Here is a 19,429-nt window from a genome sequence, read left to right on the forward strand (position 1 = left end):
TTGCCAATCTTAATTACGTAAAAATAAAATACCTAAATTAGAAGTAGAAACACTTAAAACCATTAATATGAAAAAAATATTTTTATTGACAGTTTTTATGTTGGGCAACTTTGCTTTGGTAGTTGCCCAAAATTCTGTAACAGGTAATGTTACGGATGATAGTGGCGAGCCCCTAGTTGGGGTGAATATTGTGGAAAAAGGTACCACTAACGGTACAACGACAGATTTTGATGGGAATTATCAAATATCGGTAATGGACAATGCAATACTTGTTTTCAGCTATATAGGATATGATTCCAAGGAGGAAATCGTTGCAGGGAAATCTATTATCAATGTTTCCCTGTCTGGAGGAATGATGTTGGACGAGGTGCAACTGGTGGGTTCAAGAAGTCCAAAACGTACTTCTACGGATACCGCAGTACCAGTGGATGTTATTGACATTGCAGAAGTCTCTACCCAAACGGGCCGTGTTGAAGTAAACGAGTTGCTGCAGTATGCGGCCCCGTCCTTTAATGCCAATAAACAATCGGGCTCGGATGGTGCGGATCATATAGATCCAGCTACTCTGAGAGGTCTTGGACCTGATCAGACCTTAGTACTCATCAATGGCAAAAGAAGGCATCAATCCTCTTTGATCAATATTTTCGGAACCAGGGGCCGTGGCAATACCGGCACCGACCTGAACGCCATTCCGTCCTCGGCCATTAAACGAATAGAGATATTGCGTGATGGCGCTGCTGCACAGTACGGTTCGGATGCCATTGCGGGGGTAATCAACATTGTCCTAAAAGACCAAACCAATAAAGTATCAGGTTTTGTCAATTATGGAGCCTACAACACCAATGCACAAGGAGATTTTCCGGCAGGAACACCTAATACCGATGGTAACCGATTGGACACCGAGAAAGACGGCAATGCCATAGGTAGCGATAAGAGTTTTGACGGAGGTTCATTAAAAGCGGGAGTGAATTTTGGCGCTGCTATTGGCAAAGATGGTGGATTCGTAAATGTCACCACGGAATATATTAGCAAGAACAAGACGTTAAGGCCTGGGTTCGATTTCAGGAGAGGTTTTGGGGAAGCGGCCATTGACGGATTTAATCTAATGGTGAATGCTTCCGTTCCATTGTCCGACAACTCAGAGTTATACGCTTTTGGAGGTAGAAATTATAGGGATACGGATGCCTACGCCTTTACAAGAAACGGAGGAAATAGGGTAATTCCATCTATATATCCGAATGGCTTTACCCCTAGGATTACTTCCAATATTATAGATAATTCCTTCTCAGCCGGATTTAGAACTGAATTGGAAAGTGGCTGGAAACTTGATATCAGTAATACTTATGGCAAGAACAATTTTCATTATTACATAAAAGGTACGCTCAATGCCTCTTTGGAGGATGTATCTCCCACCGATTTTGACGCTGGGGGTCATAGTCTTACCCAAAACACGGTTAATTTAGATTTTTCCAAATATTATGATGATGTTTTGGAAGGGATGAACTTGGCTTTTGGTGTCGAATATAGAACGGAAAACTTTGTCATATTCGCTGGTGAGGAGGGTTCATGGGGGACTTATGATGTAAATGGTCTGTTAATTACAGATCCGGCGAGCCAAACCCAGCCCACGGATCCGGATTCCGGCGATCCACGTCCCGGTGGTTCCCAAGGTTTTCCTGGATACAGTCCCACGAACGAAGTGGACAGAAGTAGAAGTAATTTTTCCCTTTATGCCGATGGGGAGTTTGATCTTGCCGAAACCTTTCTTTTGAGCGCTGCGGCAAGGTTTGAGAATTTTAGCGATTTTGGAAGTACCTTGAACGGTAAACTGGCCGCTAGGCTAAAAGCGTCGGACAACGTAAATATAAGAGGTTCTGTAAGTACAGGTTTTAGAGCCCCTTCTTTGGCCCAAAAATATTATAATCTTCAGTTTACGAATTTTGTTGGTGGGGCAGCCTTGGAGTCTTTATTGTCTCCCAATAACAGTCCTGTAACGGCCTCATTTGGAATTGAACAGTTAACTGAGGAAAAGGCACTAAATGCCGGCTTGGGTTTTACCGCAACTTTTGGTGATTTTACGGCCACTGTTGATGGATACTATATTAAGGTAGACGATAGGATAGTGCTCACGGGTAATTTTGATGCTCCTCAAATTCCCAATGTGGAGGCAGCGCAGTTCTTTGTAAATGGCGTGGACACCAAAACCACTGGTTTGGATATTGTTTTGGCCTGGAAGAAAAGTTTTGATGACAATAGGCTATCGGCCACATTTACCGGCAATATTAACGATATGAAAATCGATAAGGTAAATAATGGAAACCTGGATGCGGAAACTTTTTTTGGGGAGAGGGATAAAGGCTTTCTGTTGGCCTCGGCCCCGAAAAGTAAATTTACTCTGAATATGAACTACGCTAGGGACAAATTTGATGCCGGTTTGGCTTTTACCCATTTCAGCAAGGTGGAACTATTGGACTACCAAATGTATGAGCCTACCTCCGATTATGCCAGTTTTGAGGACCAAATCAATCAGGCTACGGACACCTATGACCCCAGGCTGGTAACCGATCTGGTTTTTGGTTATCAATTGTGCGATGGGCTTAAATTAAATGTTGGCGCCAATAACCTATTCAATGTATATCCCGACCAACAGGACGATTGGGTTGAAGGAGGAGGTTATTGGGACTCCGTACAAATGGGCTTTGGCGGGGCTTATTACTATGCCAAAATAGGATTTACATTTTAAAGATTATCCAACCCAAATAGGAAAAGGCTGCACATGAGCAGCCTTTTTTATATAGTCATATTGGATCAGTCATTCGTCCGGAACTGGAATTTTAAGAACGGCGGTAATTAAAATTCGTATTCCACTTCTTCAATAGCATCAAGGAATTTTCGTATGTGGTAATAAATATCCTATTCAGGATGCATAAAACGTTGTTTGCCCAAAAGAACATCTTCGGACTCAACATGGTCTTCATCGGGCACGCAGCAATCTACCGGACATACAGCGGCACACTGTGGCTCATCGTGGAATCCTTTACATTCCGTACACTTATCGGGGACAATAAAATATATCTCGTCACTTATGGGCTCTTGCGATTCGTCCGCATTAACGGCTTTGCCATCGGGCAGCACAACATCCCCTTTTAAAAGGGTTCCGTCGCTATAGCGCCAATCGTCCGCACCTTCATAAATTGCAGTATTTGGGCATTCCGGTTCACAAGCTCCGCAGTTTATGCACTCATCTGTTATTATAATTGCCATATTTTATATTTCTTTTATGCTGATTTAAATTCAGTATCAATACTTTTGTACAAAGGTAAAGCCTAATAAAATCTTTTACAAATATAATGACTGACCTTAGACATAGACTTAATGCTTTTGTTAAACTTGGTAGTTTTTTTAAAGGATATTGCAAATATGCAAAAAACAAAACTCAAATAGAAGATAATCAGCATGCATGGTTTGTAAAACTCGATGAAATACTAGTCTTGGCCGGACATCACAATGGCTGGTTTACCCCCGAAAATATTTTATACAGTCTGGAGAGTTGGGCAGAGTTACTTACGCTATCAGAACTCGAAAGTTGGCTTTCTGACTATGATTTGACGAAAAACAAGCCTAAGACGGTAGCCTTGATCATGGCCGGGAACATTCCTTTGGTGGGTTTTCATGACTTCTTAAGTGCCCTGATAACAGGAAACCGGGTCATGGTAAAACTTTCCTCAAATGATAAAATTTTACTGCCTTTTATTGCTCAATATTTAATTGGGATGGAGCCTTTGTTAAAAGATCAAATTTCTTTTGTGGAAGGTAAATTGGAAGATTTTGATGTGGTAATTGCTACCGGAAGCGACAATACTTCTCGGTATTTTGAGCATTATTTCGGAAGCAAGCCCAATATTATCAGAAGAAATCGGAATTCGGTAGCCATTCTTAACGGCAAGGAGACCAATGATGAGTTGGCCGCTTTGGGCGAGGATATTTTTAGGTATTACGGATTGGGCTGTAGAAGTGTTTCCAAATTGTTCGTACCAAGAAATTACAACTTTGATGCGCTTTTTAAGGCCCTCTACCCTTTTAATACCATTATTGAACAACATAAATACGCCAATAACTATGATTATAACAAGGCGGTATACCTTATGAGCCTATTTAAGATACTGGAAAATGGTTTCCTTATGTTAAAGGAGGATGAAAGTTATGCCTCGCCCATCGCCACCGTATTTTATGAATTTTATGATTCATTGGAGGAATTGAAAATTAGACTATCCAATGAAAAGGAAAAGATTCAATGTATAGTGGCGAATGGATTTATGGTTGATGAGGTGCCCTTTGGCCATACCCAAAAACCTTCCTTGGCCGATTATGCGGATAATATTGATACTGTTGATTTTTTGTTGAAAACATAATGTAATAATTCAGGAGCGCACTACCCTACTTCCTAAAATATTTATGACCTTTAACCTTTTAAAAAAGTAATCAAATTCAGAAATAACTCAAGAACAACCTTAGCACGGACAAATAAGAATTAGATAATTAAAGTGATTGTTGTCAGTCAATCCAAAATTATTTTTAACCTCTCAGAGATAGAATATATTCTTTGAATAACCCTAAAAAGAAGTAAATGAAAAAACATAATTTTAGTGCCGGCCCTTGCATTCTACCACAGGAAGTAATCATAAAAGCTTCCGAAGCCGTATTGGATTTTAATGGACTGGGACTTTCCCTAATTGAAATTTCGCATAGAAGTAAGGATTTCGTTGCTGTTATGGATAAAGCCAGATCCCTGGCCTTGGAACTCTTGGATTTGGAAGGAAAGGGCTATCAGGCCTTATTTTTGCAAGGAGGTGCCAGTATGGAGTTTTTAATGGTAGCCTACAACTTATTGGAAAAAAAAGCAGGTTATCTCAATACGGGTACCTGGGCGGATAAGGCTATAAAGGAAGCTAAGCTTTTTGGAGAGGTCATAGAAGTGGGGTCGTCCAAAGACGAGAATTTTAGTTACATTCCCAAAGGTTATACCATTCCCAACGACTTGGATTACCTGCACCTTACCTCCAATAACACTATTTTTGGAACCCAAATAAAGAAATTCCCAAAAACGGAAGCTTCTTTGGTCTGTGATATGAGTTCCGATATATTTTCCAGACAATTGGATTTTTCCCAATTTGACCTTATTTACGCCGGAGCCCAAAAAAACATGGGGCCTGCTGGAACCACTTTAGTAGTGGTGAAAGAGGAAATTCTGGGCAAGGTGAGTAGAAAAATTCCATCTATGTTGAATTACAAAGTCCATATAGAGAAGGAAAGTATGTTCAATACCCCTGCAGTTTTTCCTGTTTATGTTTCCATGCTAACCCTGGAGTGGCTTCAAAAGTTGGGTGGAATAGCTGCTATTGAAGAAATAAATGAAAAGAAAGCCAGGTTATTGTATTCCGAGATAGATCTTAATCCTCTGTTCAACGGCTATGCACATAAAGAAGACCGTTCCAATATGAACGCAACCTTCACTTTGGCGGAGGAAAAGCTGAAAGATGTATTTGATGGAATGTGCAGGGAAGCAGGAATAAATGGATTAAACGGACATCGTTCTGTTGGCGGGTATAGGGCTTCAATGTACAATGCCCTTCCTTTGGAGAGCGTAGGTACCTTGGTAGATGTAATGAGCGAATTGGAACGAAAGGCTTAGAAGTTTAGTTCTAGGGCCTGGGCCCGCTGTAATAGCAAGGCAAAGTTCCTGTGCAAACAATAGGGCTTTTCATCTAACTATTTCCTTGAGGTACCCAAAAGGATCGACTTGGTACCAATAGTAGATTTTAAAAATATAATAATCAAAACTTAGCATGAAAATTTTAGCAAACGACGGAATATCAAAAAGTGGCAAACAGACCTTGGAAAATGCCGGTTTTGAAGTTTTGGCGGTGAATGTGGCACAAGAACAGCTTGTATCTTACATAAACCAAAATAAGGTTTCAGTGCTACTGGTCAGAAGTTCCACCAAAGTTTTTAAGGATGTAATAGATGGCTGCCCTGCCCTGAAAATAATTGGCCGAGGGGGGGTAGGAATGGACAATATAGACGTGGAATATGCCAAATCCAAGGGCATCCACGTAATTAATACTCCGGAAGCGTCTTCTTCCTCGGTAGCCGAGCTGGTCTTTGCGCATTTGTTCAGTGGTGTGAGGTTTTTACATGACGCCAATAGGAATATGCCGTTGGAAGGCGATAGTAATTTTAAGAAACTCAAGAACGCCTATGCCAAGGGTATAGAACTTAGAGGTAAAACCTTAGGGATTATTGGATTGGGAAGAATTGGTGTGGCAACTGCAAGAATAGCTTTAGGAATTGGGATGAAAGTTGTATTTACGGATCCTTTTTTGGATGAGGCTACGGTGACCGTTCCTTTTTTCGACAACAGATCAATTTCTTTTGAGCTAACAAGCACTCCATTGGAAAATTTGTTAAAAACGGCTGATTTTATTAGTCTCCACGTCCCTGCACAAAAATCCTATATTATAGGCAAAAAAGAATTTAGTTTAATGAAGGACGGTGTTGGCATAGTAAACGCTGCCCGTGGTGGTATCTTGGATGAGGTTGCCCTAGTGGATGCTTTGGAAAGCGGAAAGGTAGCTTTTGCCGGATTGGATGTTTACGAAAGCGAACCTATTCCTGAATTGCGCATTTTGATGCATCCTGATATCTCTTTAAGTCCACACATTGGGGCGGCCACGGAGGAGGCTCAGGATAGGATTGGGTTGGAACTGGCGTCGCAAATTATTAGTCTTTATAAATAACTGTTAGTGGAAAAATCTATCCTATAGAACTCTTTTTCGTATCTTATGACAAAATTACGTACTAATCATAATAACTATAAAAATGTCAGGATTATTGGATCTTTTGAGTAGCCCCATGGGTAAACAATTAATTAGTGGGGTTTCCGGTCAAACTGGACAACCGGAAAACAAAACTGCAGATGTACTCAGTATGGCCATGCCACTTTTGTTAGGTGCCATGAAAAAGAACGTTTCTTCAGCTCAAGGCGCCGAAGGCCTAATGAATGCCCTATCCTCCAAACACGATGGCGGCTTATTGGACGACTTGGGAGGTTTGTTTGGCGGAGGAGTGGATCAGTCGGTTATTAAGGATGGAGCCGGTATTTTAGGCCATGTCTTTGGTGGGAAGCAATCCAATGTTGAAAATGCCTTAAGTGAGAAATCAGGAGTAGATGCCGGGACAGTAGCTCAAATCCTAAAAATTGCTGCCCCATTGGTAATGGCTTACTTGGGTAGGCAAAAGGCACAAAGTAATGTAAGTGATGCCAATGGTCTAAATAGCTTATTGGGCAGTATGCTTGGGGGGCAACCGGAACAGAACCAGAGTTTAATTACAACCCTATTGGATGCAGATGGTGATGGTAGTGTACTGGATGATGTTGCCGGGATGGTCATGGGAACCGGCAAAAAGAAAAGTGGATTGGGTGGTTTGCTAGGCGGCTTGTTTGGCAAATAACAGTTTTAACATAATTTAAGGAAGGCCATTTGTAACCCAAATGGCTTTTTTCGTATCTTATAGGAAGGAAATTTAGGAATTGGATGTGTACCGCGTATTTGCTATTAGTGCCCAGGAACATTGACTATTCAGTTCTTATCATTGACCTTTGAAAATATACAAGCAATGAAAAAAATTATTTTTACCATAGGCCTTGCTGCCCTATTTGTTTTATCCTTGGCTAATTGTGGTAGCTCTAAGCAAGCTATCTCGGTTACGGACGAAGAGAAGGCGGCCTTTTCCCAAACGGTGGGAGACACCATAACCATTAGGGATGATAAAACTGAATATGAAATTATAATTATCGAACCTGGTTTCGATTTTTGGCTTCAGAGTATTGCCAGGCCAGAAGGTTACTATTCCCAATCCTTTCTGGAAAATAGGAATAGAATTATGGTAATAGAATGGAACCAAAGGGTTGTGCAACCCTTTAGATATAATTCCAATCTTTATGAGCTCCGAATCGATTATGACCCGAACATAGATTATGGGTATGAGGTAAATTATAAATTGTACAACTATTTTATTTATTTCCAACGGAAGTACAACCAAAGATTGGGACCATTTGTTCCACGCGTATAAAAAGTTATCTTTGTAACGATTTTTTAAGGTATGAAGAAATTAAAACAACGTTGGGGAGTAAGCTCCAATTTGCAGCTCGCGATAATTTTTATTGTATTCTCCATTACTGGTTCATCTTCGGTTTATGCTGCAAAGCCGTTTCTAAATTGGATCGGGCTATATAGGGAGAATTTTTCCCCTGATTTTCTATGGGGAGGTTTTATTTATTTGACGTTTAGAATATTGCTGATTTTTCCCATTTATCAATTCCTTTTAGTTATTTACGGGTGGTTGTTCGGTCAGTTCAAATTCTTTTGGGAATTTGAGAAAAAAATGTTGAGCCGCATGGGCTTAGGGTTCATCCTAAAATAATTATACATTTCTTAACAATCATTTTGATGGGATACTTCTAGATTTGAATGGTGAAGAATTATTTGAGAAATATAACCTTTTCTTTTATTGCCGCCCTCTTGGTCGGTTTAATAATCCTGCCTTCCGTTTTAAAACTAAAACATGCCATTTTTGAGCACCATACCTTTGTCTGTAAAGAAAAAGGTAAGCTACATATACATGAGGTAGAATTGGATTGTGATTACCATAAATTCAACCTCACACATTATTACACGCATTTTCAACAGGAGTTTACCACATTTACAGGAATAGCAAAATCAGAAAAAATTATAAATTTTTATAATTTTTTAAATAAATATCAGAAACTTCATTTCTCCAGAAGGGGACCTCCATCCACTATATAATACTTTTTACGGGACTTATATAATTCTAGGACATGCTTGCAGTGTGACCAAGAAACGCTATAGTAATATAGAGGCGGCCCAATACATATTGATATTTTGACAGGCCGTATTCTTTAATATTCTTAGAGCCTTTGAGGTATAAAGCTGTCCATATAAGTACCAAGCTATTATAAATAATAATTTGGAGGTGAATTGCCACTAGGTAGTTCTATTCTTTACCTAAAAAAAAATAAATGAAAAATGTAATTCTGTCAATGCTCTGCATTTTGACATATATATCTGCAAATTCACAAAACACCCTGATAGGGAAAATAATTAACAAAGAGAACCAGCAAGGCTTGGAACAGGTGACCATATATTTTCCGCAAATGGAAAAGGGTGGTATTACTGATAGTGATGGGAAATACAAAATTGAAGCTTTGCCCACGGGGACCTATAAAATAGTGGCTTCTTACATAGGTTTTCAAACATTTTCCGGAAATATCACTATAGAAAATGGTGCCAATACCTTGGATGTTTCTTTATCCCCAAGTGCCATTGAAATGGAAGAAGTTATTGTATCTACCCCATTCCACAAATTACAACGCGAAAACGTTATGAAGGTTGAGTTTGCCAAGCTTTCCTCCCTTAAGACCCAGGGAGCCCCTACTCTTGTGGAAGGTATTGGTGCCATTCCCGGCGTGGATGTAGTTTCTACCGGAGTGGGAATCGGGAAACCGGTAATCAGGGGGCTTACCTCTAACCGTGTTTTGGTGTACACTCAAGGTATTCGGTTGGAAAACCAGCAATTTGGCGCAGAACATGGTCTAGGTGTAAACGAAGCGGGAATAGAAAGTGTTGAGGTAATTAAGGGTCCAGCTTCCCTATTATATGGATCAGACGCCATGGGCGGAGTACTTTATTTAAACCCTGAAAAATTTGCCGTCCCTAACAGCACGGAGGGCGATATAAACCTTAATTACAATAGCAATACCCAAGGTCTAAGTAGTGGAGCCGGCATAAGAACTTCAGGCGAAAGATTTAAATATCTTCTACGACTGGCAACCAATAACCATGTGGATTATTTAGGTGGCGATGGCGATAGGGTCACCAATTCCAGATTCAACGAAAAAGATTTAAAAGCGGGTTTGGGTTATCAGTCAACCTCCTTAAAAAGTGAATTTAGGTATAATTACAACCAATCCAATATAGGGATTCCGGAAGAGGTAGGATTACAGACTACTTCCAGGACTCCCGATTTACCTTATCAAAAATTGGACAACCATATTTTGAGTTCCAATACCAAAATATTTTTTAACAACTCCAATTTGGACATCACCTTGGGCTACATAGGAAATAACCGTAAGGAATTTGAAGACCACCATCACCATGAGGAAGAGGAGGAAGACCATGGGGAAGAGGAAGAAGACCATGAAGAGGAAGGAGATGAAGAGGCTGCCTTGGACATGAAGCTCAACACGTTTAATTACAATGTCCTCTACCACCTCCCTGAGTGGAATAGGTTTGAAACCGTTTTAGGTGTACAGGGTATATATCAAACCAATAAGAATTATGGGGAAGAGATACTAATCCCGGATGCCACTACCCAAGATATAGGGTTTTTGGGGACCACACATTTTCACCTTGACCAAAACAACGATTTTCAATTGGGAATGCGTTATGACCATAGGCAAATAGAAGGAGAGGCGTATGGTATTAGTGGGGAAGACGGATATATTGCCCCTTTAAAACGAAATTTTAATAGCTTTAATGGTGCCTTAGGATATAAGAACAATTTTTCAGAGCAATTTACCGGGAGGATCAATGTTGCTACAGGGTTCCGGGCTCCAAATTTGGCAGAACTCACCTCCTATGGTACGCATGAAGGTACCAATAGGTTTGAAATAGGGAATGCAAACCTCAAGAACGAACAAAACCTGCAACTAGATCTGTCATTGGAATTTCAAAATGAACATTATGAATTTTTTATAAATGGTTTTCACAACAGTATAAAGGATTATATCTACATAGCACCTACAGGAACCTTTATGGAAGATACCCCTGTTTTCAACTATCTGCAACAGGATGCCACACTTTACGGAGGGGAAATTGGATTTCATTTGCACCCGCATCCGTACGATTGGTTACATATAGAAAGTAGTTACCAGACGGTGTTCGGTGAATTGCAGTCCGGTGACCCCTTACCTTTGATACCTGCCAATAAATTGATTAATACCTTGAGGGTAGAGTTTAACAATGCTCAGGGATGGTGGCTTAGGTCCAATGCCTTTGTTTCCTTGAATACCACCTTTAAGCAGGGAAAAGTAAGCACTTTTGAAACAGTTACCCCTGGGTACTCCCTTTTAAATGCCGGCTTAGGCGGGGATATTAAATTTCTTAAAAAATCCATGAATATTACCCTTAGCGCCAATAACCTTTTAGATAAAGCATATATTGCCCATCTTTCCCGCCTAAAAAGTGATAATATTTTAAATATGGGAAGATCGGTTGTATTAGGGCTAAACATTCTATTGTAATATAAATGAGCCAAAGTGGAGGCCATATTCCAAATTGAGCATAACAATTATGCCAATCAAAATAAATACCTACGGTTTAGATTTTCTTAGGCCGTAGGTTATTTGTTTCCAAAAAGAATTTGGTATTTTTTCATCCCCTTCAAAGCCCAGTTCAATCTTACCACTATCCTCGGGGATATAATCGGTTTTAAAAATATAATCCCATAGACTGAGGCTTATTCCAAAATTGACCCCGTATTTTCCTTCAGGGAGATCATGGGCATGATGATATAAATGCATTACCGGATTGTTTAAAAAGTATTTTAAAGGACCCCAGGTTATTTTAATATTGGAGTGATTGAAATGCCCTATGGCTATGGCAAAGAAATGGACAATATAGGCCTGTTCGGGTTCAAAACCGCCCAATATCATTACTCCAAAGGTCTTTAAGGGCTTATAGAATACGTTTTCCATCCAATGATACCTAAGGTGGGCTGCAAAGCCCATCTCCTTAACACTGTGGTGGATTTGATGGAATTTCCATAAAAACGAATATTTATGGAGCAAAATATGGGTAAACCACTGTACAAAATCCAAAATAAGAAAAAAGATCAATAATTGGAGCCAGCTGGGAAATTGGGACAAATCAAAAAGGGCAAGGCTACTTTGCCTTATTCCCAAATCGTTGAACAGAAGGCCCAATAACTTGTAGAAGCCACTTATGGCAATGGCGAAAAGAAAAAAATTGAAGAACATATAAAAGCCATCCAACCAAAAATCCCTTCTAAAAATGGATTGATCCTTGCGCCAAGGAAACAAAATTTCCAGCATCCACACCACTAGGGATATAATTATCAGCCCCCAAAAATAATTGGTATACCAAGGAACCTCGAATATTATGGATTTCCATGTCCAGTTCGCAGTCCCTACAATGGCATTGATGAAACCTTCAAAATATTTCTCCACTATCTTTTTCCTTTATAGTTTGCCCATAATCTATTACTCTTCCAAAGGGTACCACTCTATATTGGTAAGTGCTTCCCTCCTTCCCTTACTTTTGGGTGGATAATTGGTGACCAAATAGTTCACAATCACCTTTTCGTTTTCTCCAAGATCCCAAAGGTTCTGTGTTTTTTGCATCCAGCGGATAGTTTCTATCCATCGCTCCTCGTTCATTCTGTTCTGTATGACCAATTGGGCAGAATGACAATTGGTACAGTTGTTGACCACTGTCATTAGTCCCTCACCATCCTTAAATCCAGTTCTTAGGTGGATGCCGTTTTCTATCATGTCCCAGTCATCACCTTCGTCGGTTATATTGATGACCTCAGAATTAGGAGTATCCCCATTGGAAGAAAATACGGACGGATCCATCATATAGGTAATTCCCAATACCCCAATTATCAAAACCAGGGCGAACGAAATCACTAAAACACCATAAAAGGACTTGACCTGTTTTCTAAAATTATCCTGTTTGTTCATTTAACTAACTTTTACGGCAATTCTATGGCATGCATTGTTCAAGTATCCTTTGGGGTTCCATCCGGGTAGCAACATGGGCTGGCTCACACCATTGGCATCTGTGGCTCGGGCCCAAACTTCGTAATATCCCGATTTTGGAAAACCTATACTTGCCTTAAAATGCTGCCAAGCTAGGCGGTTTGCAGGTTTTTCCAATAGGCATTCCGACCAGGTAGCTCCAAAGTCGATAGAATAGGAAACTTTGGAAATTTCCAATTCTCCGGCCCAGGCATGCCCCCTAATATTAAGTTTTTCCCCCATGGAGATCATGGCTCCGGATTTGGGGTAGGTTATTAGGGATTTTACCGGCATGGACTCTATAATGCACATGTCTTCATCCTTAACCGATTCCCCCGGGGCTACGGGATTGCAGGGAACTTTATACGATGTCCCTGTCATTTTTTCTCCGTCATGGACTATATTTCGTATACTGATCCTATTGATCCATTTACCGGAAGTAGATGCGGGCCATCCACCACATACCAAACGCAAAGGATATCCGTGCACTAGCGGAATATCCTCCCCGTTCATTTTAAAGGCCAATAGGGTTTCGTCCTGCATGGCCTTTGATATGGGGACTCCCCTAGAGATAGGTTCCTTACTGGGATCTCTGCTTAGGTGTAGGTCAGCGGCATGATAACCAATATACACGGCATCATCCTTTATCCCAACTTCTTTTAAGACATCTTTTAGGCGGACACCCGTCCAAGAGGCACAACCTACAGCGCCAATTGTCCATTGGTTTCCCTTGGCCGGAGGATCGAATTCGCTCCTGCCATTACCTCCACATTCCACGGTAAGTTGATAGGTATGGTGGGTGAATTTGGATTTGAGTTCTTCCAATGTAAAAGTTTTCTTTTCCTTTACCGATTCCCCGTCAAATGTAATGGACCATTCTTTGGCATCAATATTTTCAGGTACCAATCCGTTGTTACGGATAAACATATATTTATTGGGTGTTACCCTATCATCCAATAAATGGGCCACAGCTTCCATATTCCATGGTTTACTGTTAAGGACAACCATTTCCTTGTGCTTATTGAACAATTGAAAGGGATCTGGGTTCTGAAGCCCCAATAAAGTATAATTTTCTGGAATATTGGAACCAAAGACAATTTCCATACCCAGTATTCCTGCCAAAGAACCTAAGGTGGTTTTTTTGACAAAATTTCTTCTTTTCATTTACTTAAATTTATAATACTAGATAAATCTAAGAAAGATATCCGAAAAGTTGAGTAACATTGGTCACTTAATAAATCTATGTCGGCCTATACTGTACTTTAAAACCTGATAATCAATTTACTCGGTAATCGAGATTAAAACCTGCTTGCCCGAATCCATTCAGGCGGGCCTGCCCGTATCGGTACAGGCGGGCTTCGAAATTTAAAATAAGGTCGCTATCAATGCCTTTCGGGCCTGCCTTTGTCGGTAGACAGGCTTGCCCCGAGGTAGTTTACTTGGTAGATATAAATTTTTCTTTTGTGGAGGCTTTAAAAAAATAAGTATAAAACCACATTATGGTAAAGGTTGGAATAATGTCCAAGCCTGGCAACATTTCTTCAACAAAGGTAATCACCCCGGCAGCCCGTCCTACCCTACCCTTGTACAATCTGGTCATTAGCCAGCCGGCCACGGGCGCCCAGATCACATCTGAAAATTCACCGATTCCGGGAATAACGAAAGAGAGCATTCCTATCCCATCAAAAAGTAATCCCAAAAATAGGTTTCTCAATTTACGATCTTTTAATGTGGACATATGTACATATAATAATTTACAACTGTATTAAATCAAATAGGATACCAATATTTTGCACCCTTGTGAGTGAGGCAACTATGCTAAGACAAATTTGAACTTATCAATTTCAAAAATTCGTTCCGGGTTTCAATTTTTTCAAACTGACCTCTAAAACCGGAAGTAGTAGTTACCGAATTTTGTTTTTGAACCCCTCTCATCATCATGCACATATGTGAGGCCTCTATGACCACAGCTACACCTTGTGGTTTTAAAGTGTTGTTGATACACTCCAGGATATCATTGGTGAGCCTCTCCTGCACCTGTAATCGTCTTGCAAAAACATCCACTACCCTGGGTATTTTGCTCAGGCCAACGATATGCCCATTGGGAATATAGGCTATGTGGGCTTTTCCGAAGAAGGGCAACATATGGTGCTCACACAAAGAATACACCTCAATATCCTTAATGATTACCATTTCATCGTAAGACTCTTTAAACATGGCTCCTTTCAGAATTTCCACAGCATCCTGCTTGTAACCCTGTGTGAGAAAAAGCATGGCCTTGGCCGCTCTCTCAGGAGTCTTAAGGAGGCCATCCCTATTTAAGTCCTCTCCTATTTCATTAATAATAGATGAGTATCTGGATTTGACCTCATCGGTAATTTCCAGGTTGTATTCTTCCAAATTTTTGTATTGTGTCATAAATGCCTTGTCCTAAATTTATTTTTTTGTCGCTATCACAATATAATCATTAACGTATTATAATAAAAAGAATATTTTATCAGAATTTGTAGTATATCGTTACGGTTACAATACCCTCCCTTAAAATGGCAAAGAACAGACTTTGAAAAGAATAACTATTTTGTATTCTTCTAGGTAATGTTTACTTTCAACCCATAATTAAAAACGATGATCAAGGCGACAAATATCAATAAATTTTACGGTGATCTACAGGTGCTCAAAGGAGTTGATCTGCACATTAAACAAGGAGAGGTGGTGTCTATTGTAGGCCCCTCTGGAGCTGGAAAAACCACGCTCTTGCAAATACTGGGTACTTTGGATACCCAAAGCAATAGGAAAGATAGTACCTTGTTGATTAACGACCAGGACGTAACTAAACTTTCGGACAAGGCTATGGCCAAATTCCGAAATAGCCATATTGGATTTATTTTTCAATTTCATCAATTGTTGCCAGAGTTTACTGCTATGGAAAATGTTTGTATCCCTGCATTTATTAAAGGAACAAATAAGGAAAAGGCAGAATCGCGGGCTGCAGAACTTCTAGAATTTTTAGGACTTTCACATAGGTTGCAGCATAAGCCCAATGAACTTTCGGGCGGCGAGCAACAGCGTGTAGCGGTGGCCAGGGCCTTGGTGAATAACCCCTCCGTTGTCTTTGCGGACGAACCTAGTGGTAATTTGGATTCTGAAAGTGCCGATAATCTTCATAAGCTGTTTTTCGATCTTCGGGACGCCTTTGGACAAACTTTTGTCATTGTTACCCATAATGAGGAACTCGCCAATATGGCCGATAGAAAGCTAACCATGGTGGACGGTTCCATAACACGATGAAAATACTGGCAAGGGTCTGGAAATTTGCAAAAGCTCCTGTTTATAAAAGCTTGGATCATGTCCGAAATCCATTAAAACTAAAAATTGTTATTGCCCTGTTGAAATGGGGGATATTGATTGGGGTAACTGTTGGTATGATAAATCAATGGTGGATAGATCTAATGGACATTGACCTTGGTCAACACGCAATAGATAGATTTCTAGATAACTATTCCATTATCCCCCTCTTCTTTATCGCAGCTGTCTTTGCGCCCTTGGTTGAGGAGATATTGTTTAGGGGTCCTCTGGTTTGGTTCAAGAACAAAAAATATTTCCAATTTATACTTTATGGCTCTGTAATATTGTTTGCGGGCGTTCATATGACCAATTTTGAAATGTCCAGGGAAGTATATTATATTGCACCCTTATTAGTGGCGCCACAGCTTATTTTAGGTATGTTCTTGAGTTACGTTCGCGTTAAATTGGGACTAAGGTGGTCTATTTGCTTGCATGCTATGTATAATGGCATACTGTTATTGCCCATACTTCTTTACAAATTTCTAAACATCCCACTGGAATGACGCAGCAAGAACTCAAAGAATTTTTGGATGCCAAGGTAGAACAATATAATCGCCCCGATTTTTTGTCGACAGACCCTCTCCGGATTCCACATGGATTTACAAAAAAAGAGGATATCGAAATCAGCGGGTTTCTAACCGCTACCATTGCCTGGGGCAATAGAAAAAGTATCATTAACAATGCAGAGAGGATGATGGACCTGTTGGAGAACTCCCCTTTCGACTTTATAATGAACCATCAGGAGAAGGACCTTGAAAAACTTCAAGGGTTTGTACACAGGACTTTTAATGGAGATGATTTTAGGTATTTTGTTCGCAGTTTAAAAAATATCTACAACCAACATGGGGGATTGGAGAACACCTTTGCCATAAAAGGGGATATAACATCCCTACAAATGTCCATTTCCCATTTCAAGGCCACATTTTTCGAACTTGAACACCAATCTAGAACTACAAAACATGTATCCGACCCCCAAAAAGGCTCGGCTGCCAAACGAATCAACATGTTCTTGCGGTGGATGGTGAGAAATAATAGCAGTGGAGTAGATTTTGGAATATGGGATAAAATTTCCCCTTCACAATTGTCCTGTCCTCTTGATGTACATTCGGGCAATGTGGCCCGTAAACTTGGCCTTATCCAAAGAAAACAGAACGACGGTAAGGCCTTGGCAGAATTGGATGCCCATCTTAGAAAATTGGACCCGACCGACCCGGTTAAGTACGATTTTGCCTTGTTCGGATTAGGTGTTTTTGAAAAATTTTAAAGTATTTTAGTGGAGTCTTTATAATTTAATCATGGTAGTTGCCACTGCAGTGTATCGTTTAATTATTTATCGTGATCCATTAGCGATTCCAAAATTTCCATTTCACTGTGTTTTTTGGAGAAGTTCATGGCACATTCTATAAGCGCCAAGTGCGAATAGGCTTGCGGGAAGTTCCCCAACAGCCTTTTGGTTTTAAAATCAATATCTTCACTGAACAAGCCCAAATGGTTACTGTAGCTTAGTAATCGGTCAAAATGTTTCATGGCCTTCTGTTCGTGACCAATTTTAAACAGGCTATTTATAAACCAAAAGGTACAGATGGTAAAAGATGAAGAGGGCAGTCCAAAGTCATCTTCATTTTTATAGCGATAGAGTAATCCGTCATTGCTCAGCTCTTTTTCAATGGCCAGTACGGTACTGACATATTTAGGATCTCTTGGATCAATAAAGCCGTAGGATTCCATCAATAAAACCGAGGCATCCAAATGCGGTGACCCATAGGATTGTGTAAATGCCTGTTTTTCCTCATTCCAGGCGTTTTGATGGATATCTTCCCTGATTTGTTTTTCCAAAGTACGCCATTTTTCCAATTTCCTTTGCTTACCAAAAAGTTCGGCCACTTTAATGGCCCTGTCAATAGCTGTCCAACACAGAATTTTTGAAAATGTAAAATGCCTATCCTCCGTGCGGAATTCCCATATACCCTTATCTGCCTCTTGCCAATGCTTGTTTACGATCCAAACGATTCCCTTGGTAATTCCCCAAAGCTCCTCTCCGTTTTCTATTTCCGTATCAAATTGTTCCAATTGGGTGTAAATGACGTCCATGAGGATACCATAGATATCGTTCTGCCGTTGCTTATAGGCCGCGTTTCCTATTCTGACGGGCTTGGAGCCCTTGTATCCCTGCAAATGGTCCAAGGTTTCCTCTGTCAACTTTTTTTCTTTGTTGATGCCGTACATGATCTGTAACTTTTCATCCTTATCGGGTATAAGGTCTATGATAAATTGTAAATACCTTTTGGCGATATTTTTATGACCCAATTGACCAACTACCTTGATGACCATGGACGCATCCCTGATCCAACAAAAGCGATAGTCCCAATTTCTAACCTCACCAATGGTTTCGGGAAGAGAGGTGGTTGCCGCAGCCAATACGGCTCCGGACTTGTCATAGCTCAACATCTTTAGGGTAAGGGCACTTCTTTTTATTTCTGTGTCATATTTCTTATAAGTGGGAGTCTTGCTGGACCAATTTAACCAATATACCTTGGTGCGCTCCAATTCCAGATAAACCCTTTCCAAAGTCGGTTCAAATATCTTTTCATTATAACCCAAGAGAAAATAGCCATCGTTTTCCAAAACAATTTCCCGTTGTGCCAGGACATCTTCCTTATCAAAGGAAGTATAAAGAAAAAAGGTGTCGAACTTTACCTCATGTGTTAAACTGGCGATAAAACCTTTTTTAACGTAGGTATTGGTCTTGCCCATAGCGTATTCCAATTTTGGGTTGTACAATACCCTAAATATAGGTTTGCCCGAAACGTGCTTTATATATCGTATAATTTCCGGTGGTGCATTATAACCTCCGCTTTGTTTGTAATACCGGGGCATAAAATCTTGAACTTCAAAACTATTTATACCATCGGTAAAACTGGTAACCAAGATGGCGGTAAGGGGAATATATTTTTGTTGGATAGTATAGGTTTCGTCGACCAAGATTTCAAAACTCCCCCCTATTTCCTCGTCAAGAATTTTTGCAAATATGGAAGAGGAATCAAATTCTGGTAGACAGCACCAATCCAATGAGCCATTCTTAGAAATCAAAGCGGCACTTCTACAATTTCCTATTATTCCGTAATCTAAATTGTCCATATTTTAATTTATTCTTTAAATAACTTTAATTAGTAGGTTTTACAC

At 40.1% G+C, this 19,429-nt stretch carries 19 protein-coding genes; 12 read left to right on the plus strand and 7 right to left on the minus strand.

Translation table 11 applies throughout. The features are described 5' to 3' along the window. Positions 1 to 67: 67 nt before the first annotated feature. Positions 68 to 2,743 carry a TonB-dependent receptor gene (locus MWU84_RS14355; protein WP_246902550.1) on the plus strand — a complete coding sequence of 892 codons (2,676 nt, stop codon included), beginning with the start codon at positions 68 to 70 and terminating at the stop codon, positions 2,741 to 2,743. Between the two features lie 170 nt (positions 2,744 to 2,913). Here the strand turns inward: MWU84_RS14355 and MWU84_RS14360 are convergent, their stop codons facing one another. After that, complete coding sequence (locus MWU84_RS14360; protein ID WP_246902552.1) at positions 2,914 to 3,264, minus strand: 4Fe-4S dicluster domain-containing protein; 351 nt, start codon at positions 3,262 to 3,264, stop codon at positions 2,914 to 2,916. Between the two features lie 86 nt (positions 3,265 to 3,350). Here MWU84_RS14360 and MWU84_RS14365 point away from each other — a divergent pair, with 86 nt between their 5' ends. The 8 genes from MWU84_RS14365 (at position 3,351) to MWU84_RS14400 (ending at position 11,383) form a co-directional block, all read left to right on the plus strand. Beyond that, positions 3,351 to 4,412, plus strand: a complete 1,062-nt coding sequence (locus tag MWU84_RS14365; RefSeq protein ID WP_246902554.1) for an acyl-CoA reductase — start codon at positions 3,351 to 3,353, stop codon at positions 4,410 to 4,412. A gap of 215 nt (positions 4,413 to 4,627) precedes the next feature. Continuing rightward, entirely contained in the window at positions 4,628 to 5,692 is a 1,065-nt protein-coding gene (serC, locus tag MWU84_RS14370) for a 3-phosphoserine/phosphohydroxythreonine transaminase (RefSeq protein WP_246902556.1), read from the plus strand. 154 nt (positions 5,693 to 5,846) lie between these two features. Further along, positions 5,847 to 6,797, plus strand: a complete 951-nt coding sequence (locus MWU84_RS14375) for a D-2-hydroxyacid dehydrogenase (protein WP_246902558.1) — start codon at positions 5,847 to 5,849, stop codon at positions 6,795 to 6,797. Between the two features lie 82 nt (positions 6,798 to 6,879). Beyond that, positions 6,880 to 7,512 (plus strand): DUF937 domain-containing protein, encoded by a 633-nt coding sequence (locus MWU84_RS14380; protein ID WP_246902560.1) that lies wholly within the window; start codon positions 6,880 to 6,882, stop codon positions 7,510 to 7,512. A 165-nt stretch (positions 7,513 to 7,677) separates the two neighbouring features. Next, the gene (locus MWU84_RS14385) at positions 7,678 to 8,133 is read left to right on the plus strand and encodes a DUF6146 family protein (RefSeq protein WP_246902562.1); all 456 of its coding nucleotides are present in this window, start codon (positions 7,678 to 7,680) and stop codon (positions 8,131 to 8,133) included. 30 nt (positions 8,134 to 8,163) lie between these two features. Further along, positions 8,164 to 8,484, plus strand: coding sequence for a DUF6787 family protein (locus MWU84_RS14390; RefSeq protein ID WP_246902564.1), 321 nt, complete (start codon positions 8,164 to 8,166; stop codon positions 8,482 to 8,484). Between the two features lie 47 nt (positions 8,485 to 8,531). Next, positions 8,532 to 8,867 (plus strand): hypothetical protein, encoded by a 336-nt coding sequence (locus MWU84_RS14395; protein WP_246902567.1) that lies wholly within the window; start codon positions 8,532 to 8,534, stop codon positions 8,865 to 8,867. A 233-nt stretch (positions 8,868 to 9,100) separates the two neighbouring features. Further along, on the plus strand, positions 9,101 to 11,383 hold the full coding sequence (locus MWU84_RS14400) for a TonB-dependent receptor (protein WP_246902568.1): 2,283 nt from the start codon (positions 9,101 to 9,103) through the stop codon (positions 11,381 to 11,383). 69 nt (positions 11,384 to 11,452) lie between these two features. Here the strand turns inward: MWU84_RS14400 and MWU84_RS14405 are convergent, their stop codons facing one another. The 5 genes from MWU84_RS14405 to folE form a co-directional block, all read right to left on the minus strand. Continuing rightward, complete coding sequence (locus MWU84_RS14405; RefSeq protein ID WP_246902570.1) at positions 11,453 to 12,328, minus strand: sterol desaturase family protein; 876 nt, start codon at positions 12,326 to 12,328, stop codon at positions 11,453 to 11,455. Between the two features lie 33 nt (positions 12,329 to 12,361). Beyond that, positions 12,362 to 12,844, minus strand: coding sequence for a monoheme cytochrome C (locus MWU84_RS14410; RefSeq protein WP_246902573.1), 483 nt, complete (start codon positions 12,842 to 12,844; stop codon positions 12,362 to 12,364). After that, positions 12,845 to 14,065, minus strand: a complete 1,221-nt coding sequence (locus MWU84_RS14415; RefSeq protein WP_246902575.1) for a sulfite oxidase — start codon at positions 14,063 to 14,065, stop codon at positions 12,845 to 12,847. Between the two features lie 271 nt (positions 14,066 to 14,336). Further along, positions 14,337 to 14,639 (minus strand): hypothetical protein, encoded by a 303-nt coding sequence (locus MWU84_RS14420; RefSeq protein WP_246902577.1) that lies wholly within the window; start codon positions 14,637 to 14,639, stop codon positions 14,337 to 14,339. 80 nt (positions 14,640 to 14,719) lie between these two features. Beyond that, a complete protein-coding gene (gene folE / locus MWU84_RS14425) occupies positions 14,720 to 15,319 on the minus strand; it encodes a GTP cyclohydrolase I FolE (protein ID WP_246902579.1) in 600 nt (199 codons plus the stop codon). A gap of 207 nt (positions 15,320 to 15,526) precedes the next feature. Between folE and MWU84_RS14430 the strand changes: the two genes are divergently transcribed. Genes MWU84_RS14430 through MWU84_RS14440 form a run of 3 tightly spaced genes read left to right on the plus strand, consistent with a single transcriptional unit; the run spans position 15,527 to position 17,510 of the window. Next, positions 15,527 to 16,189, plus strand: a complete 663-nt coding sequence (locus MWU84_RS14430; protein WP_246902581.1) for an ABC transporter ATP-binding protein — start codon at positions 15,527 to 15,529, stop codon at positions 16,187 to 16,189. Continuing rightward, a complete protein-coding gene (locus tag MWU84_RS14435; protein ID WP_246902583.1) occupies positions 16,186 to 16,749 on the plus strand; it encodes a CPBP family intramembrane glutamic endopeptidase in 564 nt (187 codons plus the stop codon). The genes MWU84_RS14430 and MWU84_RS14435 overlap by 4 nt, the downstream gene beginning before the upstream one ends. Continuing rightward, complete coding sequence (locus MWU84_RS14440) at positions 16,746 to 17,510, plus strand: TIGR02757 family protein (protein WP_246902586.1); 765 nt, start codon at positions 16,746 to 16,748, stop codon at positions 17,508 to 17,510. Before MWU84_RS14435 ends, MWU84_RS14440 begins: the two co-directional genes overlap by 4 nt. A gap of 62 nt (positions 17,511 to 17,572) precedes the next feature. On the opposite strand, the gene MWU84_RS14445 is transcribed toward MWU84_RS14440, so the two are convergent. Then, entirely contained in the window at positions 17,573 to 19,384 is a 1,812-nt protein-coding gene (locus MWU84_RS14445; RefSeq protein WP_246902588.1) for a glycoside hydrolase family 15 protein, read from the minus strand. Between the last annotated feature and the right edge of the window lie 45 nt (positions 19,385 to 19,429).

This window comes from Arenibacter sp. F20364 (assembly GCF_023015905.1).
Classification (GTDB): domain Bacteria; phylum Bacteroidota; class Bacteroidia; order Flavobacteriales; family Flavobacteriaceae; genus Arenibacter.

What these genes read in the sequence shown, in the direction of transcription:
- MWU84_RS14355 (WP_246902550.1), top strand. Translation starts at nt 68, where the DNA reads ATGAAAAAAATATTTTTATTGACAGTTTTTATGTTGGGCAACTTTGCT.
- MWU84_RS14360 (WP_246902552.1), bottom strand. Translation starts at nt 3,264, where the DNA reads ATGGCAATTATAATAACAGATGAGTGCATAAACTGCGGAGCTTGTGAA.
- MWU84_RS14365 (WP_246902554.1), top strand. Translation starts at nt 3,351, where the DNA reads ATGACTGACCTTAGACATAGACTTAATGCTTTTGTTAAACTTGGTAGT.
- serC (WP_246902556.1), top strand. Translation starts at nt 4,628, where the DNA reads ATGAAAAAACATAATTTTAGTGCCGGCCCTTGCATTCTACCACAGGAA.
- MWU84_RS14375 (WP_246902558.1), top strand. Translation starts at nt 5,847, where the DNA reads ATGAAAATTTTAGCAAACGACGGAATATCAAAAAGTGGCAAACAGACC.
- MWU84_RS14380 (WP_246902560.1), top strand. Translation starts at nt 6,880, where the DNA reads ATGTCAGGATTATTGGATCTTTTGAGTAGCCCCATGGGTAAACAATTA.
- MWU84_RS14385 (WP_246902562.1), top strand. Translation starts at nt 7,678, where the DNA reads ATGAAAAAAATTATTTTTACCATAGGCCTTGCTGCCCTATTTGTTTTA.
- MWU84_RS14390 (WP_246902564.1), top strand. Translation starts at nt 8,164, where the DNA reads ATGAAGAAATTAAAACAACGTTGGGGAGTAAGCTCCAATTTGCAGCTC.
- MWU84_RS14395 (WP_246902567.1), top strand. Translation starts at nt 8,532, where the DNA reads ATGGTGAAGAATTATTTGAGAAATATAACCTTTTCTTTTATTGCCGCC.
- MWU84_RS14400 (WP_246902568.1), top strand. Translation starts at nt 9,101, where the DNA reads ATGAAAAATGTAATTCTGTCAATGCTCTGCATTTTGACATATATATCT.
- MWU84_RS14410 (WP_246902573.1), bottom strand. Translation starts at nt 12,844, where the DNA reads ATGAACAAACAGGATAATTTTAGAAAACAGGTCAAGTCCTTTTATGGT.
- MWU84_RS14415 (WP_246902575.1), bottom strand. Translation starts at nt 14,065, where the DNA reads ATGAAAAGAAGAAATTTTGTCAAAAAAACCACCTTAGGTTCTTTGGCA.
- MWU84_RS14420 (WP_246902577.1), bottom strand. Translation starts at nt 14,639, where the DNA reads ATGTCCACATTAAAAGATCGTAAATTGAGAAACCTATTTTTGGGATTA.
- folE (WP_246902579.1), bottom strand. Translation starts at nt 15,319, where the DNA reads ATGACACAATACAAAAATTTGGAAGAATACAACCTGGAAATTACCGAT.
- MWU84_RS14430 (WP_246902581.1), top strand. Translation starts at nt 15,527, where the DNA reads ATGATCAAGGCGACAAATATCAATAAATTTTACGGTGATCTACAGGTG.
- MWU84_RS14435 (WP_246902583.1), top strand. Translation starts at nt 16,186, where the DNA reads ATGAAAATACTGGCAAGGGTCTGGAAATTTGCAAAAGCTCCTGTTTAT.
- MWU84_RS14440 (WP_246902586.1), top strand. Translation starts at nt 16,746, where the DNA reads ATGACGCAGCAAGAACTCAAAGAATTTTTGGATGCCAAGGTAGAACAA.
- MWU84_RS14445 (WP_246902588.1), bottom strand. Translation starts at nt 19,384, where the DNA reads ATGGACAATTTAGATTACGGAATAATAGGAAATTGTAGAAGTGCCGCT.